Origin of the sequence: Bradyrhizobium jicamae, from assembly GCF_018130695.1 — a bacterium.
Lineage (GTDB): Bacteria > Pseudomonadota > Alphaproteobacteria > Rhizobiales > Xanthobacteraceae > Bradyrhizobium > Bradyrhizobium jicamae_B.
This window is the reverse complement of sequence record NZ_JAFCJX010000003.1, coordinates 1-18,772: the sequence shown is the minus strand read 5'-3', so window position 1 is coordinate 18,772 and position 18,772 is coordinate 1. Positions and strand designations below refer to the sequence as shown.

Below are 18,772 nucleotides of genomic sequence, written 5' to 3'. Positions count from 1 at the left end.
TGGCACTGCTCGAGTTGTCATACAACATGACCGAGCTGCACTTGAGAGGTCGCAACGTCGTCAAATTCCTGTCACAGCTCGCGACCAACAAGTTCGACCCGTTTCCCGTCAAGCGCGGCAAGCAGCTGGTGCTCGCCGGACACGACGGCTATTTCATCGCCGATGCGATCCTGTTCCGGGAGTCGGAGGAATTCCTGCGGATCGTCGGCGCACCGTTCGCGAGCGACTGGGTGCAGTTCAACGCCGAAAAGACCACGCTCGACGTCACCGTAACGCGCGACGACAATTTCTCGATCCGCTCGGGGACCCGCGACGTGTTCCGCGTCCAGGTCTAGGGACCGCAAGCGCTGCCGCTAATGCGCGAGGTCACCGAGGGAACGCTTCCCGAAATCAAGTTCGTCGACATCGGCGAATTCAAGATCGCCGGCCAGACGGTTCGGGCGTTGCGGCACGGCATGGCGGGTGAACCGGGTTACGAGATCTACGGTCCCTGGGACGCGCAACAAACCGTTCGGGAGGCGCTGGAGAAAGCAGGCGAGAAATACGGCATGCGCAAGGTCGGCGCGCTCACCTATTCGACCACGGCAGAGGAGTCCGGCTGGATGCCGATGCCGCTGCCGGCGATCTATCATGGCGAGGCGATGCGCCCTTACCGCCAGTGGCTGACGAACTATTTCTTTGAGACGATCGGCTCGCTAGGCGGTAGTTTCCTGTCCGACGACATCGTCGACTACTATGTCGAATCGGTGGAGGTCGGGTATGGGTCGCTGATCGATTTCGAGCGCGACTTCATCGGCCGCGACGCGTACGCGAAAAGGTCAAGGACCCGAGGCGCAAGAAGGTCACCCTGGACTGGAACAACGACGACGTCACCGAGCTGATGCGGTCGTCGCTGTTCGCTGCCGCAGATGGCGGCAAGTACATGCAATTGCCGAATCCCATGTACACGACCTTCCAGTCCGATGCGATTCTCAGGAACGGCAACAACGTCGGCATATCACAACGGCTCGCCTACTCGGCCAATGCCGGCGCGATCATTTCGCTGTTGCTCGTCGACCTCGAGCACGCCACGCCGGGCAGAGAGGTCACGATTTTGTGGGGCGAATCCAACCCACAGCGCCGCACGGTGGACAGGCACAAGGTGCGCGAAATCAGGGCTACGGTCGCCCAGGCCCCTTACTTCCAGAAAGTGGGGCCGCCGTGCACCTGCTTTGCGGCGCCGGCGGCCTTTCGGCTTGGGTGTGTACCCATTAATTTGACCGCGTGACGATGCGACGCCCACACTGTTCCTGTTAGCGGCTGACCGCACGCGGCGGTACGATATGTTGCGAGGGGCCCGAAGGGTCCTGCTTCGCGATCCGATGAATACGGCTCTCCTCAAACTATTGGATGCCGGCACTAGCTGCGTTGGCTCCTTCAAGATGCCTTCCCGCCTGAACCGCCGAATCACGAGCACCGGAGCCGTGGCGATGTCAAAGAGGGCGGGACGCGGCGGCTTCGAGGTGTCGAACAAGTCGAGCGGCAGATGGGAATCGTCGGCGTATCGGTCCCTGTCCTCCATGGCTCCAGACTGGACTGCCTTTAGCCGGCCGCCGTAGCGAGCTTCACCTTGTGCCAAGCGATGATGTCCATCAGTTCCGGCGAGAAGGCGTCATAAGCGGGAATTCTAGCCCTACCCAGTTCATTGCGCACGCTGGCCATGCTGGTCGGCGGCGTCCCAGTCTCGACTAGCGAGGACACGAAGGCTGCGAACTCGATTTTCGGCTGGTGCCCGTCCGTCGCCAGCTCGGGATGCACGAATTCAAGACCGTAGAAATGGTGATCCGGATCATGCACCTTGCCTACCATGTGCGTCCCGCAGGATTTGCAGCGGTGGCGCTCGATCTTCTGCGTCGCGTCTACAGCCTCGAGCTTCTTGGCATGCGCCTTCACGGCGACGCAGCCCGCCGGCACGACGGCAAGCTGCGCGAAGGCAGCGCCCTCCGGCTTCCAGCATTTCGAACAGCCACACAGATGGTTGTGCGCCACAGCATGGCTCGCCTCGATCTCGACCGGGTCGCTGGCGCATTTGCAGCGCGCAGTGAACGTCTCGACCGAGCCCGAAGCCACCTTTCCGACCGCCGGATGCAGTGCGATCGGCCTGTCGCGCAGAGCCTCCGCCCTCGCCTTCAGCGCCTGGTTCAAGTCGAGATAGGCCTTACGCAGATTGGTGTCGATGCTTGGCCAGCGCTCGTCGGCCAGCGGACCGTCGAAAATCTCGTTGTGAAGGATGCGCGTGCCGCCGTCGCCAGTGGGCTCGAGGATGAAGATATGTTCGGCACTGAACACTCCGCCGGGCGCCTGATTCAGCCAACGCAGTTCCCGGGCCCCGACGACGCGGGTGATTGTCGGCGTAACTTCGCGCTCCGGCACATTGGGTTGGCGCAATGTTCCCACAACTTGCTGGCCGACCGTAGTGCGGCCGCTGAGCGCAGGCAGCGCCGGATTCCATTCAGCATAACAAGCGATGTCGTCAAGCACCGCCCAGACGGTCTGCGGTGGCGCATCGATGATGATCTCGGTTTCGAGCAGTCGCATTACAGTGCCTCCGTTTCGGCTCTTTCCACAAGCATCCTTCGCCCCCAGACGAATCGGATATTGCGAGGCATCGCCCTCCCATTTTTTTGGACAACGGGATGCCTCGATGCCAGCAGCTCACTCGTCGATGACGTGATTTTTGAGCACGCCGATCTTCTCGATCTCCACCTCGACCAGGTCGCCAGCCTTGAGGAAGATCGGCGGCTTGCGCGTGAAACCGGCGCCGGCCGGCGTGCCGGTGACGATGACATCGCCCGGCACGAGATCGAAGATGATCGAGCAGTATTCGATCAGTCGGGGGATCGAAAAGATCAGCATCGATGTGTCGGCCGACTGCATCACCGCTCCGTTGACCCTTGTCTCGATCTTGAGCTTGGCCGGATCGCCGATATCATCCGGCGTGACCAGCCAAGGTCCGAACGGGCCGGTTCCGACGAAATTCTTGCCGGAAGCGATCTGTTGAGCGTGGCGCTGCCAGTCACGCGCGCTGACGTCGTTGTAGATCGAATAGCCGGCAATATGCGTCCAGGCGTCGGCCTGCGCGATGTAGCGCCCGGCCTTTCCGATCACCACCGCGAGCTCGCCTTCCCAATCGAGCTGGTGGGAGACCTTCGGCCGGATCACCGCCTCGTTGTGCCCAACTTGGGAGCGCCAGACGCGCAGGAAGATCGGCGGAAATTCGGCGGCTTCTCCGGATGTCGACATCCCGTCGCGGTAGTTGCGCAAGACGCAGACGATCTTCTCGGGCCGCGGAATGACCGGCAGGAAATTGATGTCGGAGAGCTTTAGGCCTGCTGTTTCAGCTGCGATGTCGTCGCGCCGGTCAAAATCAAGGCTCCCTACGAAATCCGCGAGCGCCGGATATTGAGGCAAGGCCCTGCCAAGATCCACCACGGCTTCATCCACGACAGCGCCCCAGCTCTCCCGCCCGCCTTCGGAGAACGACAACAACTTCATGATTGGACCTCGTTCGCGATAACCCTCGCTACGCGAGGCCTTCGGGCGTCACAACGTTCAGTGTCCTGGCGAGCGCTGCCAAGCGGGACCGGGTGCCCTGCGCGAGCGGGATGCCATCGCGTGATCGCTTTTCCATCACCTCAAACCCTCGTTCGCCCGGCAAATAGATGGCGTCCAATCCATCGGCCAGGGGCAAGCCCTTGATGGCTGCACGAAGGCGATCGACTTCAAACGTGAATTCGTTGCCGAACGCCGACGGATCAACCACAACTACCAAGCCATTGCCACCGGGATCGCCGCCTTCGGTCAGCGCGACGCTGATGAGGGGATTTGCGACCATGACGCTGGCGAGCACTTCGATCATTAGGGACAGCCCCGACCCCTTAGGGCCGGCCATCGGCAAGACCGCCTTCACCTTGTGCGGATCGGTGGTTTCTCGACCCTGCTCGTCTACCCCCCAGCCCGCCGGGATCGCCTGACCGGCATCCTTGGCCGCCATGATCTTCCCGATCGCCACCGACGCGGTCGACATGTCCAGTAGCAAGGGACGGTCCGGATCGGTTGTTGGTGCGGCAATCGCGATCGGATTGGTCGAAACGCCCTCCGTCTTCGACCCATGATACACCATGAGAGGCTTTGACGCCGTCATCGCGATGGCCACACGGCCTGCGCGCGCCGCCTGCTGCACATAGTAGCCGATCGCGCCAGCATGGGTGATCGCGCGAACCGCGCACCAGCCGATACCGTGAGCGTCCGAAAGTCGGACCGCCGTTTGCGTGGCAAGGTTCATTGCCACGGCGCCGGGCGCGCGCTGCGCGTCAATCACCGCGACCGCGCCCTTGCCCAAGACTTGGCGCGGTCCGGCTGCGGGATTGATCAGGCCGAGCTCGACCATCTCGAGATAGCGGGGGATCCGTAGCACTCCATGAGAATCGACGCCGCGCAAATTGGCCCAGACCAGAATGGCCGCAGTCTGCTCAGCCTGATCGGCGCTGAATCCGCCTGCCCTTAGCAGCGCAGCCGCGAAGCATTCGAGCGGGCCAGCGCCGACCCCGACCATGTCGCTAACTCCGCCCACGCTCAGGCCCCCAGCGGCGACGGAAAGAACTTGTCGAGCCAGCTCTTGATGACTGCCTTGGTGCGCGGCGCGTCATCGTGCGCGAGCGGGAAGTGCGACGTGCCGGTGATCAGGACGAGTTCGGCCGGCTGGCCGGCCTTCTCGAACATGCGGATCGATTGTTCAGTCGGCGTGATCGTGTCGTTGGCCGTATGCAGGAACAGGATCGGACGCGGAGCGATGTTGCCCACGACATCGTCGGCGCGGAAATTGTACATGCTCCATGCGGTCTCGACCGGGATCTCCATGATTGCCTTGGGCGAGAGGTTCTTGCGCAGGTGCTCCGGGATCGGGACTGCGTCGAAGCGGGAGATCCACATGCTCTTTCCGGTTTCCTGCTTTTGCTTGCGGCCCTTCTCCAGGAGACCTGTGAACTTGGCCCACGCCTCGGCGCTCGGGTGCTGTCCGCGAAACTTGCGCTCGCCGTCACCCCAGCCGCAAGACGAGATCACACAGGCGAACCTATCGTCCACGCCCGCGGAATAGACGGAGACGGCCGCGCCAAAGCTGTGACCGACCACGCCGATCCGCTTCGGGTCGACCTCTTCGCGCTCGGCAAGGAACGTCAGCGCATTTTTGGCATCCGCCACCTGGTCGAAGCAACGCACCTGAGCTCGCTCCCCTTCGCTCTCGCCGCAGCTGCGAAAATCGAAACGAAGTGCGACGTAGCCCATCTCTTCGAGCATGCCCGCTTGAATTTCAGCGTGGGATTCGTCCTTCGAGCCTACGAACCCGTGAAGAACGATGAATGCCGGCAAACGCTGGCCTGCCTTCCGACCCTCCGGCACATGGAGAACAGCGGAAAGCTTGAGCCCGTCTGAACGGAAGGAGAGCTTTTCTTGCATTGGCTTATCCTTGGTGTTGCTGGGCGCAGCGAGACGCCGATGGCCCGTGGAGGGCCCCTGGATCAATTGATAGCGGTGAAGGGAAAATGATGCTGACGCCACTCAAGAGGCGCGGGCGTACCCCAGACGTTCATTGCCCGCACATTACCCGGCCGCTCGAGATTGGTGATGACGTTCGGCTCGTAATCTCCATCATCGGCGATCAGAGCCATCGAGCCGGAGCATTCGATCATCGCTCCGCTGGAGTCGGTGTAGTAGGCGTAGGTGTTGTCGCCGGGGCGATGGCGACCCGGTCCCCACAGCATCTCTTTGTCGAACCGATCGAGCAGGTCGCCCAGCTTGAGGTAGTCGTTGAATTCCCGGAATTCGAACGAATAGTGGTGCAGCCCCGTCTTGCCGCGAACGACGCCGAGGATGTGATGCTGGCGGTTGCCGCCATACATCCAGCTAAGGCTGTCATCGACCATGCGCTCGGACAACTGCAGACCACAGATTTTCTCGAGCTGTTGACGCGTGGCGACCGGATCGGGCGAGGTCAGATTCAAATGGTCCATACGATTAGGGCCGACTCCATGGGTCGGGTGACGTCGCGCATAGATCTTGTTGCGAACGGGGGTGTGGATCTCAAAGCGCAAGCCCTCCGGCGTGGCGAAGGTGACGCCAGCGGCGATGCATTTGAGGCTCGGTTCTCGCGTCAGGATCCGGCACCCCGCGTCCTCGACCCGCGACTCCGCCTCGCGGACGGCTTGCCCGGTGAGCGCTTCCAGCCCAATGGTGTGGGTCGAATTCTCAGCGGACCTGAGCAGCACCAGCTCGGCCGCACGCCCGTTGGAGCTCAGCCAGGTCTGGCGCTCATCGGAATAGGTCACGTGTAGTCCGAGGATTTCGGTGGCTTCGCGCACCACTGCCTCGGTTGCGGTCGTATTGATCTTCACGTGCCCGATGGCGTTCACCAAATGCGACATTGCCGCCTCCCGAAATCTGCGATGTTGAGTTTCTGCGATCTGAGCTACCTCATCAGGAGGGCGAAGGCAACATATTTTCGAAACAGCACATTATTTCGAAATTATGCAGGATGGGCTTCCCTTGAAGTCGAGGCCGCCTGCGAGAAAGCCGCCGGCGGTCAAGAACGTGAGAGCGATGGCAGGAACAAAGAAGAGGAATCCATTTGCGTGGGGCGATCCTTTCCTGCTCGAAGCGCAATTCGGTGAAGAAGAGCGGATGATTCGCGACACCGCCGCGCTTATGTATAGGATCGGCTTGTTCCGCGAATTCGACAGGTCGGGGCAAATGGATCGGCTACTTCGGCCTGACCGAACCGGACGCCGACTCTACCCCGGCGGCATGAAGACGCGCGAGGAAGATCGCCGGCGGCTATCGGCTAAATGGCGCAAAGACCTGGATTACAAATGCGCCGTCAGCCGATGTATTCGTCGTATGGCGAAGTCCGATGCTCACGGAGGCAAAATCCGCGGCTTTGAGGTCGATCAGGAGGCACTCCTGCCGGATGCGGAGGACCTCGCCGGACTCTTTCGGCTGCCTCAATCGGGCTCGCTACGGGAGCCTGGGCGCGACAGCCGAAGCGGCTGGCACGCCGCACGTCAGTACGGTCTCTACCGCAAGCAGTTCGGGCGACCTCTCGCCAACACCCAGCTCCATCAGAAGATGGAAATCGCGCTTGGGCTTCAGGCCGCGCTGCGTGTTGGTAGACTCTTCGAGCGGAGGATGCAGATGATCAACCTGACTAAGCGCAACAATTGCGGCAAGGCATTCGGGCATTTGCACGGCCCGCGCCTGACATGCATGGCGGCAATGGCATCTCGGACGAATTCTGTGTCATGCGGCACATGCTGAACCTCGAAACCGTCAACACATGTGAGGGGGCGTACGACGTGCATGGCTAATTCTCGGCCGCGCTCAGACGGGATTGCAGGGCTTCTCGTAATGGCAGCCGCGGCCAGAGCTCCTGGGTTTTGACACCGCGGATTGCTCAACCTAGCTCCCGTTGACGACCCCTCACCCTTGCCCAGCTCTCGCAATCCGGCCGACCGAAAGGTTTGATTTTTTTCGAAAATCGGCTCATAGTCGTTGCTGCGATCAGCAAGTAGGACGGCGTGAATGCGCGACAAGGCCAAACCAGCGGGAGAAACAAGGGCAGCAGACGTGCTGCACCGGATGCGTGCCGACGTCATCAGTTGCACGCTGAAGCCCGGCGCAAAGCTGCGCTTTGAGGCATTGCGGGAGATGTATGGCGTCAGCTTCTCAACACTCCGGGAGGCCCTTTCGCGGCTGGTCGCCGAAGGGCTAGTGATCGCTGAAGACCAGCGCGGATTTATTGTCGCGCCAGTCTCGATGGAAGACCTTATTGACCTGACCTACGTTCGCGTGCTTGTCGAGCGTGAGTGCCTAGCCCTTGCCATCGAACACGGCGATGACGGTTGGGAAGCCGATATCATCGGTGCATTTCACCGCATGGATCGCCTCCAGACCCGGCTTGGCTCCAATTACTACCTTTCGGAGGAGTGGGGTAAGCTCCACGGCGATTTTCATTTTTCGCTTGTCGCAGCCAGTGGCTCGCCCAATCTCCTGGAAATTCGTCAGAAGTTGTTCGAACGCGCACATCGCTATCGGCGGATGTCGTCCCAATTCCGAACCAAGTGGCGTGCCAAGGATGTCGAACACAAGATGATCATGGATTCGGTCATCGGGCGTGATACCGCAAAGGCTCAGGAGTTGATCGAGCGGCACATCCGCGAGACGACAGAAAACGTGATCAAGCATGCCGGTCACCTCTTCGTCCAGGTGGACGACGAACGGCAGGGCCGGAGTGCTGACGTCGCAGCTGAATAGCCCAGCACCGGTTCTCCCTATTTAAGACGAAGCTCCAGAAACGGCTTAGACATCACTCGGCTAGATGGCTAGGCGGCGTAGCCCCTTGGGCGCGCGAAGATATTACGAAATGATATTGTATTTTCGAAATTCTAATGCCAGAATGTCCATGGGAGGCAGCGGGTCCTGAGGGCCTGCCGTCCAACACGACATAAGGGAGGATTAGATGGTCGTTTCTGAAACGATGACGGCTGCCCGCATGCATGCGATCGGCGGTGAATTGAAACTGGAAAAGCTGCCAACGCCGAAGCCGGGTGACATGGACGTTCTGATCCGCGTCCGGGCTTGCGGGATCGTGCCGAACCTCGGCAACATCCTTGCCAACTGGCCGACCTGGTTTCCCCATATGCCGCAACCGCCGCTCCCCGCCGTGTTCGGACTGGACCCAGCCGGCGAGATCGCGGCAGTCGGCCGCCAGGTTCATGGACTCAAGACCGGTGATCGCGTCTATGCCAATCCAGGCCGCTCATGCGGCACATGTCGTCATTGCCGCCGCGGCGATTCAATCGCGTGCAAGCATTACGCATTTCAGGGCTATTTCGGGTTCAGCGAGCACGCCATGCAGACGTTTGGCGACTACCCGATTGGAGGTCTGAGTGAATACACGGTGGTACCGGCCTCAGCGATCGTGAAGATCCCGGATAATATGACCTACGAACAGGCAGCCCGCCTCGGCTATCTCGGCACGGTCTATTCGGCGTTGAAGAAAGTCAATGCCGGGCCCGGCGACACGATTCTCGTCAACGGCATCAGCGGCACACTTGGCATCAGCGCCGCGATCTTTGCGCCGGCTATGGGCGTCAAGAAGATCCTCGGCACTGGGCGCGATCGCAAACTACTCGAGCAAGTCAAGGCACTCGCGCCGTCGCGCATCGAGGTATTCTCGATCGACGATGGCAGTGTCACGGACTTCGTCATGAAGCATACCGACGGCGAAGGCGTGGACGCCTTCCTGGACTGCCTCGGACCTGGCGCGCTTCACGAGACGTTCCAGCAGGGCCTTTACAGCCTGCGTCGTGGTGGCATCGCCGTGGATATCGGTGCTGTCATGGGACCGGTCGCGATTGACGTTCATCGGCTGATGGATCGCAACCAGCGTTTGTACGGCTCTGCCTGGCTTACCACTGAGGAAGGACAGGAAATGGCGGACTTGGTGGCCGCCGGAGTGGTGGACCTGTCGATCCTCGAGACCCAAGGGCGTCAACTGTCTGAAGTGAACGACGCCATTTCCGGCATTGCGCAGCGGCACGGCGGCTTCTCCAATTTCGTCATCTATCCCTAAGCGAGACAAGGACGAGAAACATGAACTTCCGACGTGTCGTGACCGGCAAGAGCGCCGCAGGAAAATCAGTAGTCATGAGCGATGGCGCCTCGCCGCGCGAAATGGCTCTCAAACATACGCCCGGCTTTGTCTCCGCACCGATGTGGATGATTCCCGGTGCGCCGTCGCTTCCGGCGGACGCCAAGGATCCGATGTCGGTGCCGGACAGCAGCCTGCTTCCCGGTCCGGGCGGTTCGAGCTTCATGGTCGTCACGTTCCCTCCCGACAGCGTGATGATGTCCGCCGATTTCGATCCGGCGAAGGCAGGACCCGAGCATCTCGTGGCGGCCCCTGGCATCGCCGAAACGTTCGAGATGGACAATCCGGGCATGCACACCACATCCACGGTGGACTATGCCTGCGTTGTCGACGGGGAGATTGTGCTTGAGCTTGACGACCAAGTCACCGTCCAGCTCAAGAAGGGCGACACCGTTGTTCAGCAGGGTGCCCGGCATGCGTGGCGCAATCCCAGCGGCAAGCCCGCTACGCTTGCCTTCGTGCTGCTGGGTGCTGGAGCAAAGTGACACGCGAGCGTCAGACAACTGGTATCACGCACGAATACAGAAGCTGCGGCCGGCTCATGTCGGCCCTCGCCTCTTTCAAGTTTCGGCCGGCCTACACGGCTGGCTTGTGTTAGGTTAGCCGATGGATCATCAAATTGATGACGTGACTTGGAAGGTTTCGCACGTAACGGTGAAGCTCGGGTAGAGAGATTCGTTCAGCAGCGAAGCTGGATAATCTCCGAGCTGCGCCGGACGTTGACGACCCAGAGCGTCACGGCGCCCCCGATGTTAAGTCGGATACGTAGCAGCAATTGTGGTTGTCTTCTTAGGCGCGGTTGCGTGGCGAGCGGCCTCTAGTGCTTAGCAGGTTACAGCTCTAGTAGTTCGGCACAGCAACCACAGCGAGAGACTTCAACAGAGAGCCAAGATCCGTCGTGGGATCTCGGACCGCTTCCGGATCAGGAGATATTCCGGCCTCGATCATTCGCTTCGCGACCATATAGCTACGGGCATCGTTCATCGCATCGACCGCAAGCAGCCTCTCCCCCCCGAAATACCAGTGTGAGGCAACGTCGGGACGACTATCTTGGCGGACCACAACGCGATCATAGCGCGTGTTGAGCCCCGCGATCTGAAGCTTGACGTGGAATTGGTCCGACCAGAACCATGGCTTGGCGACGTAGACCTTCTGCGCTCCGCAAATGTTCGCGGCGACCGTCTCGGCCTGTTCGATCGCATGCGGCACGCTCTCCAGGCGAATGCGTTCGCCGTAGTGTGGGAAGGACGCGCAATCGCCGACGCCCCATATTCCTTCGACAGAGGTGCGCCCAAATTGATCGACTTTGATACCATTATCGATGTCTAGGCCGGTCCCGCTTGCGAGCGAGATATCTGGTTTTACCCCGATGCCGACGACGACCAGGTCGGTCGCCAAGTCCTCTCGATCGGACAGGTGAGCCCACGTGATGGGGCCGCTTCCCTCGAGCCGCTGCACTGCGGTCCCCTCAAGAATTCGGACCCCCTGCCGTGCATGAAGCGCTCGGAAGTATGCAGCAGTCTCGGCGCAGGCAACGCGCTTCAAGATGCGGTCCGCCATCTCAACCAGTGTCACCTGGAGCCCAGCCTGTGCGGCCACCGCGGCCACCTCGAGCCCAACGTAGCCGCCGCCGACCACCAGGAGCCGCCGACCTGCCACGAATGCCGGCCGGATCCGGTCGACATCCTCCAGCGAACGAAGCAAAAAGACGTTTCCGAGCGCGCCGCCAATCGATGCGTCGAGCTGCAGCGGCCTTGCACCGGTTGCCAGCACAAGATGGTCGTAGTCGAGACTTCCTGTGCTGGTCTCAATGCGTCGCGCGTGCGGCAAGATGCGATCGACCCGACATCCCGGGCGCAAATCAATCGATTGGTCCCGGTAAAGAGAGACTGGCCGGATCAGAAGCGCTTCCGCCGTAGTCTTCCCCAACAGATAGGCTTTCGAAAGTGGCGGGCGCTGGTATGGCGCAATCGGCTCGTCACCGATCAGGATAATGTCACCTGAAAAGCCAAGGGCACGCAGTTTTAGCGCGGCAGAGCTTCCGGCTTGTCCGGCTCCGACGATAACAACTCGGGTCATATGGCTATCCTTTAGAGACCTATTGCGTGGGGGGCACTCGCACGGTCATGCCCTCCATCCCCGCGGCTACGCGCACTTGGCAGCTCAAGCGGCTTTCGGCCGTGCGCTCCGAGGCAGTGAAATCGAGCATCTCGCTCTCATGCTCGCCAATTTCGCCGGTATGAGCCGCGTAGGCGGACTCGAAGTAGCAGTGACAGGTGGCGCAAGCAGCAGCGCCGTTGCACTCGGCGACGATGCCGGGCACGCCGGCGGCAAGCGCCGCTTCCATGATCGATTGATCCAGATCCGCGATAACTTCACGGGTAGCACCGTCCGCGCAGACGAAGGTGATTTTTGGCATCTCTGCCCCTCAAGCGTTCCAACGGACAGGCAGCGACACCGGGCCGCGGAACACCCAGCCGCGGATGAGGGGCGGAGCGTCTTCGCGAAGATGCAGATTGCGGAGGCGCTCGAACAGCATCGGCGCCACGATCTTGCCGACGGTCTGCCGCGACACCCATGTGCCCGCGCAGAAATGGGCGCCGGCGCCGAAGGCCAGATGCGATTGCCGGGGCCGGGAAATATCAAAGATATCCGGATCGTTGAAACGCCTGTCGTCCCGATTGGCCGCACCGACGCACAACCCGATTTGGAGCCCTTCCGGCAGAACGACGCCTGAGAGATCGGTTTCGCGAGTGACTCGACGCGGATACATGCCGATCGGCGAAATCCAACGCACCGCCTCCTCGAAGGCATTCGACCACAGTTCCGGCTTGGCGAGCACGCTGTCCCTTTGTGCCGCATTTTGCAAGAGGCCCAGGGTCAGCGTGAGGATCGCGTCGCGTGGCTCATTCAGACCGCCGCCAATAATTACCTTGATGTTGGCACGGATCTCCTCGATCGACATTGGAGGATCCGCGTGAACCATCGACGACAAAATCGAAGGATTGGCGTGAGCCCGGTGCTCGTCGAGTACCGCTTCGATCGCGGCATCGATGCCCGCGCCGGCCTCTATGGCTTTCCGCTCAATTTCGGCGTTCCGCGCATAGTTGCCGGCACCGTCGATCAGCGACTGAGACCACAGCGCCAAAGTCTGCCAAGGCATCTCCTTGAAGCCGATCATCTCCATCAAGCTCAGCGATGCCATTGGCGCTGCAAGCGCCGTGAAGAGATCCGCTTCGCCAGATTCACTTATCGAGTCGATAAGTCGTTCGCAGATCTCCGCAAATCGTGGCGTCCAATGCTCCTTGATCGTGCCCGCACGGAACGAGGGCTCGATGGCCTTGCGGCCGGCGGCGTGCTCCGCGCCGTCCTTCCGCATGAAGGTCGGCCCCATCACCTTGTTGACCAGGGATGCCGGGTTGTCGGACGAATAGGTCACGGGGTCGCGTTCGATTCTCACGATATCGTCGAACCGCGTGACGAGCGTCAGGTTGGCCGGTGCCACGAATACGGCGGAAGCCATGTCGCGAACGCGCCTGAAGATCGGATAGGGATCGTCGAGCAGTTCGTGATAAGTGATGTCCGAGATGACCGGTGCAGCGCTCGTCATCTTTCCTCCCTAGGGTCTCATTTGTGAGGACATTACCGGCCCGAAGCTGAACCCTCAATTCGATCGCCTCAATAGACCTCATCGAATTGTTGCATAACTGATGCTACGCTGGTGGCCGCCTGGACCATCCCGGGAGCTCAGTTATGTCACATGAATTCTGCGCTCGACTCCATCGACTTCGGAGCGGTGGGTGCTTTGGTCCTCGTCTTCGATTTGCGATGAGGGCCTACGGAACGTATTCCGCGATCCGCTTTTCATCCTATCGGCCATCTCCCCTCCGATCACTATGTGTGTGTGTGTGTGTGTGTGTGATGGATCGCAACAATCATCTCGCGCCCGCGCGGCTCAGACTGTCTGCATATTGCGAGGTGGAGCAAGTCTTACTTGCCGACCCGTCGCCGGAGTTGTCATTGAGGAACCCGTGGGCTCAACGGCCCTGGCTATCCTTGGCATCTCAAGTGGCACTAGGCTGACCAATTGAAGTAAGGCGCCGGCTTCATTTGATTCCCGTGCTTCGCTGGAAGAGCCCACGTCTCCACAGTGTCCCTCATTTGACACGCCGGACAAAATCCATCGTGCCGACCCAAGATGGGCTTTTCGAACCACATTCGGAGCGACGTGGAAGTACACTCGTTCGCGTTAGAACGTCAGTCGGTCTGTGGGGTTGCGCTTTGCACTCGGGCACCCTGAAGTTCTAATGACGCAAGCTGTCGTTTCTCCCAGAGACTAGGCTGCGCGAGGAGTCGCGCAGCCTTTTTTTGGTAAGCCGAGATCAGCCGGAACTCGTTTCACCATGTGGCCTCAGATCGCAGTCTTCCTGGTGTTCCGATCGTCCAGCAATCATCCCGTCGCGTCCTGGCCATTCATTGGTCACTGGAAATGGGCCACCGATGCTTGTTTCCGCAGCTTCCCGTATGCCCATGGGACTCTTGGAAGAGCTTTCACCGCAAAACGACGGCCGGTCTCCGTCTCTTACCTGCGCATTGTCGGCGACTGGCGAAGAGGACTCAAAATCGACAATGGTGGCGCATGGACTTAGCTCGTTGCCCCGAAGGAGGAAAGTGTGATTGTAGTGACGAACACGTCTTGCGCACATCCCCACGTCGTAGCTGCTCTTGGCGCAATAGGCGTGGCGACCGTGCACGAAGCACAGGGTCGAAGAGGACTGATGGCAAGCCACATGCGTCCTGTATGGCGCGGCGCACGCCTGGCAGGAAGCGCCCTGACTTGCGAAGTGGCGCATGGCGACAACTGGATGCTTCACGTTGCGGTCGAACAAGCCCGACCGGGCGACGTTCTGGTCATTGCACCGACGTCTCCTTGTGACGACGGCTATATCGGCGACCTTCTTGCGACGGCACTCGCATCGCGCGGCGTCAAAGGCGTGGTGATCGATGCAGGCGTGAGAGACGTAGCGCGTCTTACCGACATGGCCTTCCCCGTCTGGTCCAAGGCCGTCTCGGCTCAAGGGACTGTCAAGGAGACGCTTGCCAATGTGCAGATGCCCCTCGTGTGCGCCGGTGTGCGCGTAAGTCCTGGCGAGGTAGTCGTCGCCGACGACGACGGGGTTCGCATCATCGCTAGTACTGACGCCGCAGGAGTTCCCGCCAGGGCGCGCGCCCAAGAGGAGAAGGGAGAAGCATTGCTCCTTCGCTACGCCACGGGCGAGTTGAGTCTTGACGTCAACAAGATGCGTGAACGGTTGAAGGACAAGGGGCTCCGATAACGCCAAGGATCTCTGAGCCTTTTGAGCCGAACGACCCCGGCATGCACGGATCCATACCGTCGACTGCGATATCGTCCTCGATCGCGCGGGATTGCTCGAGCTAGGCGCTTGTGCCCAAGGTCTGCTGAGCCATCCGGATATCGTCCATAAATGTGCTACGCGTCATACTCGGCTCAAGAAGCGCTCGTGTTCCACAACCTCAATTTGCGTGCTAATCGCTATCAGCTGCCTGAGGAAGCAGGCGTCATGCCGACGCCCTTACCGCGATTCGTCCACGTCAACAGGGTGACACCGGATCGATCGCACTCATCAGCGAAGAGCCGGAGCTGCCATATGAACGGCCGCCCCTCTCAACGGATTACCTCGCCGGCAGCAAGATCTTCGAACGGCTCCTCCTTCCGCCGCCGAAACTCTGGGTCGAAAGTGGCATCGCGGTGCTAGGCTGAACAATGACGCGTCTCGTAGTGACCGCCCCGAGCGGTTCGCGGCGGCAGATTGAAACCAGCGGAGGGATTTCGCTTATGGAAAACATCCGCAATGCTGGCATCGATGAACTTGCAGCACTTTGTGGCGGTTGTCGCTCCTGCGCGAGGTGTCATGTCTACGTTGACATCGAGCGACCCGATCTCCTGCCCCCATGTCGGATGATGAAAACGAACTACTCGATGGATCTGACCATCGACGGAAGAATTCGCGGTTGTCATGCCAGATCACCGTAACGGATGAAATGGGCTTGCTGACGGTAGAAATTGCGCCGGACTCCTGAGCCGAGCCATGGGAGACAATTACGCTCGATAAAATTGACGGCCATTGACTGACCGATCTCGCCCTCGCGATCGCGCCGATGCTTATGGTGTCGTACATTTGACACACTGCATGAATCTTGACGCCGCCAAACTCAATTTGGGCCGCGAAAACCACATCGAAGCGTCGCTCCAACTAGAAGTCTCGCATTCGGGCCTGTCGTACGCGCGCAGGAGGGAAGCGGGGAGACAACGCGACGTACGGCGCAATGGCTCGCACGCTCCGCGTTCTTGTTCTTTATGCAAAGGGGGAAGTCGATGTTTCAGAATTCGATATCATTGAGCGCAGCGCTTATATCAATCGCGTTGAGCATTTCCGGCCAAGCGCGCGCAGAAGATCTGCCAGCGAAAGCCCCGGCGCCGATCGCACCCGCGCCGTTCTTCTCAGTTAACGACAATCGCATCACATACGCCTACCAATTCACCGCAACCAGTCCTGGCTTCGCGAATCAGACAGCGAAACAGGTTTACGCGTTTACACATTTCGATGCCTGGGCTTACGGGACGAATCTTATCAACCTCGGCCTTTACAAATCCGATCATGCCGATCCCGCGTCCCCATGTCCCGTCCAGCGCAGTACTGGTTGCGCAGGCGCTACCGAATTCTTCGGCACTATACGGAGCACCTTTGGATTCAACCAACTCTTCAACACGAATGCTTTTTCGATCGGACCGCTGCGCAATGTGTCGTTCGAGGTCGGCGCCAATGGCGAGACTGAGAACCAGTTTCTTGCGCCGAACCAGAGAGCGCTCGCTGCGGGTTTGCAGTTTGCTTTCGACCTGCCCTACAAGGGATACTTCAACGTAGCCCCACTGCTGTTCAAGGTATGGAATCATAGCGCATTCCTTACGCCGTCGTTCGTGGCACCACCAGCGCCGGGAATTGTCGACGGAAATCTCGACTTTCGACCTACTTGGGCGCTCGAGCTAGACTGGTACATGGACCTCGGCTTCCTTCCCCCATCGCTTCAATACTTCGCAATTAGCGGCCGAGCCGCCTGGCAAGGTCCGAAAGGTACGGGAACGACAACAGCCCAGGTTCCGCTGACAATTCAGCGACCGACCGTAACTGAATTCAACAGCGAACCCATCCGCTTGACGTTCGACGCGAGTAAGGCGATCTGGGGCCCAAAATATTCCCATTTCGCGGACGTGTGGGTCGCCTATCGTTACTGGCAGAACAAATTTGGACTCGATCACCAGCTCGCCCCACCCTGTGTTGCGGCCGCGACGAACCGTAGCTGTACAGAGTCTTCGTTGTATTCCGGTGTCACTGTGAAGTTCTGAGAGCCGGCCAGAGCATTTCGAATGTCACCGCCGGCGCGGCTCGAAAAACCCTGGGTGTGGGCAGTTCGCTGTCCTCACTCAGACTAAGCCCGCCTGTGTTGCAGAGGCGTGCTCTAACAAAGTTAAGGGAGGAAGTGATGTTTATTCGGACTCTAAGTGCAGTTGTGGTGTCGGTTGCATTGTTCGTTGAGGGTACAGGCTTGCCAGCCGCGGCGGCCGCCCAAGAGAGCAAGATGGTTGTAACTCTCCTGGGCACAGGGACGCCGACCATTAACATAAGACGCTTCGGCTTCGCGAACCTGATTCAAGCAGGTGGGCTGAACCTGATGATTGATGCTGGCAGAGGCGCAGGTATCCGTTTGTTCCAACTCGGGCTACCGCTGGGATCCGTAGACGCAATCTTCCTCACGCATTTTCATTCCGACCACATCAGCGGTCTGCCGGACCTATACGCAACCGGGTATCTAGGCTGGAAGTTGCTGGGCGGGCGATCGTCACCCTTACAGGTCTACGGACCAAAAGGCACTTCCGTAGTCGTCGAGGGGCTAACTAAACTCTTCGCAGCAGACTCGGCCATTCGTTCAGCTGATGAGGGTATTGCAGCGGATGGCACGAAAGTCATAGCACATGAGTTTGAAGTGGGAGTCATATTCGAGAAGGCTGGCGTTAGGGTGACCGCGTTCCCGGTTGATCACGGCGACAAGATCAAGCCAGCTGTCGGATACCGAGTCGATTACGCAGGGCATAGCGTCGTGTTCAGTGGCGACACCAAGTATGACGAGACCGTCATCCGGAACTCGGAGGGCGTCGATCTCTTAGTCCACGAGTTCGCTGCTGCCCCATCCGAGATGGCCAGTAACCCCCTGTATATCGCGATTTTGGATCATCACACTGCACCTCGCGAAGCCGGCAGGGTCTTCGCAAAGGCCTCTCCTAAGCTGGCCGTCTATTCGCATATGGGACTTCTGCCCGGACCGCGGGGACTGCCTGGGTGGGACGAGGTGATCTCCCAGACCCGAGATACATATAAAGGACCGCTCGTTGTCGGCGAAGACCTTATGCAATTTCAAATCGGCGATGGTGCCCCAACGATTTTGATGCGTGGACCAGAATGGCCACGCTGATCACCGGCGTCGTCGGCAATTGCCCGCGCGGCGGGAAGTCAAATACGAATGCTTTGCGCCGAGGTTTACAACCAGGCTCTCGCGTGCCGACGTGATCGCCTTTGAGAAAGTGGGCCAATATCCCGCGAGATGCAGCAGCGGGTGGGAAGCGAGGTTCGGCGCGCATGGCAGAACTGAGGTCGCAGCTAGCTCCCAGCGATCACACAGAAGGCTCCGCCGGCGCAAGATCGGCGGTCAGCGCAAACGCGTGCTTGATCCGTAGCGCGCCTTCATTGTCGAGCGGATCGCGCAGACGCCGCACCTGCCGCTGCATGGTCTGAAGCGGAATTGGCAGCCCGTGCGGTCAAGGTCTCACACTACGAGGTCTGGCTGTTCATCGTGACATTCGAGCTTAACCTTGGTATCCCTCCGGCGTCGGCCGCCTTGTGTAGTTTGAGAGGCGGCCCGAGGATTTGACCTTAAGTCTAGCTTTAAGGT

The 18,772-nt window shown here is 59.9% G+C and carries 15 protein-coding genes and 2 pseudogenes; 9 read left to right on the top strand and 8 right to left on the bottom strand.

What is annotated here, in order from left to right; translation table 11 throughout:
- Positions 1–26 precede the first annotated feature (26 nt).
- Together JQ604_RS41445 and JQ604_RS05225 are read left to right on the top strand one after the other, a co-directional pair.
- Positions 27–881: pseudogene (locus tag JQ604_RS41445) on the top strand (hypothetical protein).
- Positions 881–1,267 carry a hypothetical protein gene (locus JQ604_RS05225; RefSeq protein WP_212353976.1) on the top strand — a complete coding sequence of 129 codons (387 nt, stop codon included), beginning with the start codon at positions 881–883 and terminating at the stop codon, positions 1,265–1,267. Before JQ604_RS41445 ends, JQ604_RS05225 begins: the two are co-directional and overlap by 1 nt.
- A 314-nt stretch (positions 1,268–1,581) precedes the next feature.
- On the opposite strand, the gene JQ604_RS05220 is transcribed toward JQ604_RS05225, so the two are convergent.
- The 5 genes from JQ604_RS05220 to JQ604_RS05200 form a co-directional block, all read right to left on the bottom strand.
- A complete protein-coding gene (locus tag JQ604_RS05220; protein ID WP_212353974.1) occupies positions 1,582–2,577 on the bottom strand; it encodes an SRPBCC family protein in 996 nt (331 codons plus the stop codon).
- 117 nt (positions 2,578–2,694) lie between these two features.
- Complete coding sequence (locus tag JQ604_RS05215) at positions 2,695–3,534, bottom strand: fumarylacetoacetate hydrolase family protein (RefSeq protein ID WP_212353972.1); 840 nt, start codon at positions 3,532–3,534, stop codon at positions 2,695–2,697.
- Positions 3,535–3,562: 28 nt separating this feature from the next.
- Entirely contained in the window at positions 3,563–4,594 is a 1,032-nt protein-coding gene (locus JQ604_RS05210) for an Ldh family oxidoreductase (RefSeq protein ID WP_212353970.1), read from the bottom strand.
- Between the two features lie 20 nt (positions 4,595–4,614).
- Complete coding sequence (locus JQ604_RS05205; protein ID WP_212353968.1) at positions 4,615–5,496, bottom strand: alpha/beta hydrolase; 882 nt, start codon at positions 5,494–5,496, stop codon at positions 4,615–4,617.
- Between the two features lie 62 nt (positions 5,497–5,558).
- Positions 5,559–6,461 carry a VOC family protein gene (locus JQ604_RS05200; RefSeq protein ID WP_212353966.1) on the bottom strand — a complete coding sequence of 301 codons (903 nt, stop codon included), beginning with the start codon at positions 6,459–6,461 and terminating at the stop codon, positions 5,559–5,561.
- A gap of 320 nt (positions 6,462–6,781) precedes the next feature.
- Between JQ604_RS05200 and JQ604_RS05195 the strand changes: the two are divergent.
- The 4 genes and pseudogenes from JQ604_RS05195 to JQ604_RS05180 all read left to right on the top strand — a co-directional run.
- A pseudogene (locus JQ604_RS05195) lies at positions 6,782–7,441 on the top strand (acyl-CoA dehydrogenase family protein); the annotation flags it as partial.
- A 173-nt stretch (positions 7,442–7,614) separates the two neighbouring features.
- Positions 7,615–8,346 (top strand): GntR family transcriptional regulator, encoded by a 732-nt coding sequence (locus JQ604_RS05190; RefSeq protein ID WP_212353947.1) that lies wholly within the window; start codon positions 7,615–7,617, stop codon positions 8,344–8,346.
- Positions 8,347–8,551: 205 nt separating this feature from the next.
- On the top strand, positions 8,552–9,667 hold the full coding sequence (locus JQ604_RS05185; RefSeq protein WP_212353945.1) for an alcohol dehydrogenase catalytic domain-containing protein: 1,116 nt from the start codon (positions 8,552–8,554) through the stop codon (positions 9,665–9,667).
- A gap of 20 nt (positions 9,668–9,687) precedes the next feature.
- On the top strand, positions 9,688–10,230 hold the full coding sequence (locus JQ604_RS05180; RefSeq protein WP_212353943.1) for a cupin domain-containing protein: 543 nt from the start codon (positions 9,688–9,690) through the stop codon (positions 10,228–10,230).
- 355 nt (positions 10,231–10,585) lie between these two features.
- Here JQ604_RS05180 and JQ604_RS05175 read toward each other — a convergent pair whose 3' ends face one another.
- From JQ604_RS05175 to JQ604_RS05165, 3 genes are read right to left on the bottom strand one after another with little or no spacing between them, the layout of a single operon-like run.
- Positions 10,586–11,824 (bottom strand): NAD(P)/FAD-dependent oxidoreductase, encoded by a 1,239-nt coding sequence (locus JQ604_RS05175; RefSeq protein ID WP_212353941.1) that lies wholly within the window; start codon positions 11,822–11,824, stop codon positions 10,586–10,588.
- A gap of 19 nt (positions 11,825–11,843) precedes the next feature.
- A complete protein-coding gene (locus tag JQ604_RS05170) occupies positions 11,844–12,164 on the bottom strand; it encodes a 2Fe-2S iron-sulfur cluster-binding protein (RefSeq protein WP_212353939.1) in 321 nt (106 codons plus the stop codon).
- A gap of 9 nt (positions 12,165–12,173) precedes the next feature.
- A complete protein-coding gene (locus tag JQ604_RS05165) occupies positions 12,174–13,355 on the bottom strand; it encodes a cytochrome P450 (RefSeq protein ID WP_212353937.1) in 1,182 nt (393 codons plus the stop codon).
- 1,063 nt (positions 13,356–14,418) lie between these two features.
- On the opposite strand from JQ604_RS05165, the gene JQ604_RS05160 reads away from it, so the two are divergent.
- The 3 genes from JQ604_RS05160 to JQ604_RS05150 all read left to right on the top strand — a co-directional run bounded on the left by JQ604_RS05160 (position 14,419) and on the right by JQ604_RS05150 (position 18,295).
- Positions 14,419–15,081: a 4-carboxy-4-hydroxy-2-oxoadipate aldolase/oxaloacetate decarboxylase gene (locus JQ604_RS05160; RefSeq protein ID WP_212353935.1), complete on the top strand. Its 663-nt coding sequence runs from the start codon at positions 14,419–14,421 to the stop codon at positions 15,079–15,081.
- A 1,061-nt stretch (positions 15,082–16,142) separates the two neighbouring features.
- The gene (locus JQ604_RS05155) at positions 16,143–17,171 is read left to right on the top strand and encodes a hypothetical protein (protein ID WP_212353933.1); all 1,029 of its coding nucleotides are present in this window, start codon (positions 16,143–16,145) and stop codon (positions 17,169–17,171) included.
- A gap of 137 nt (positions 17,172–17,308) precedes the next feature.
- Positions 17,309–18,295, top strand: coding sequence for an MBL fold metallo-hydrolase (locus JQ604_RS05150; RefSeq protein ID WP_212353926.1), 987 nt, complete (start codon positions 17,309–17,311; stop codon positions 18,293–18,295).
- The last annotated feature ends 477 nt before the right edge of the window (positions 18,296–18,772 follow it).

Coding starts and splice junctions, on each gene's coding strand:
- JQ604_RS05200 (WP_212353966.1), bottom strand. CDS start 6,461: ATGTCGCATTTGGTGAACGCCATCGGGCACGTGAAGATCAATACGACC.
- JQ604_RS05155 (WP_212353933.1), top strand. CDS start 16,143: ATGTTTCAGAATTCGATATCATTGAGCGCAGCGCTTATATCAATCGCG.
- JQ604_RS05165 (WP_212353937.1), bottom strand. CDS start 13,355: ATGACGAGCGCTGCACCGGTCATCTCGGACATCACTTATCACGAACTG.
- JQ604_RS05225 (WP_212353976.1), top strand. CDS start 881: ATGCGGTCGTCGCTGTTCGCTGCCGCAGATGGCGGCAAGTACATGCAA.
- JQ604_RS05215 (WP_212353972.1), bottom strand. CDS start 3,534: ATGAAGTTGTTGTCGTTCTCCGAAGGCGGGCGGGAGAGCTGGGGCGCT.
- JQ604_RS05180 (WP_212353943.1), top strand. CDS start 9,688: ATGAACTTCCGACGTGTCGTGACCGGCAAGAGCGCCGCAGGAAAATCA.
- JQ604_RS05205 (WP_212353968.1), bottom strand. CDS start 5,496: ATGCAAGAAAAGCTCTCCTTCCGTTCAGACGGGCTCAAGCTTTCCGCT.
- JQ604_RS05190 (WP_212353947.1), top strand. CDS start 7,615: ATGCGCGACAAGGCCAAACCAGCGGGAGAAACAAGGGCAGCAGACGTG.
- JQ604_RS05170 (WP_212353939.1), bottom strand. CDS start 12,164: ATGCCAAAAATCACCTTCGTCTGCGCGGACGGTGCTACCCGTGAAGTT.
- JQ604_RS05175 (WP_212353941.1), bottom strand. CDS start 11,824: ATGACCCGAGTTGTTATCGTCGGAGCCGGACAAGCCGGAAGCTCTGCC.
- JQ604_RS05220 (WP_212353974.1), bottom strand. CDS start 2,577: ATGCGACTGCTCGAAACCGAGATCATCATCGATGCGCCACCGCAGACC.
- JQ604_RS05185 (WP_212353945.1), top strand. CDS start 8,552: ATGGTCGTTTCTGAAACGATGACGGCTGCCCGCATGCATGCGATCGGC.
- JQ604_RS05150 (WP_212353926.1), top strand. CDS start 17,309: ATGTTTATTCGGACTCTAAGTGCAGTTGTGGTGTCGGTTGCATTGTTC.
- JQ604_RS05210 (WP_212353970.1), bottom strand. CDS start 4,594: ATGGTCGGGGTCGGCGCTGGCCCGCTCGAATGCTTCGCGGCTGCGCTG.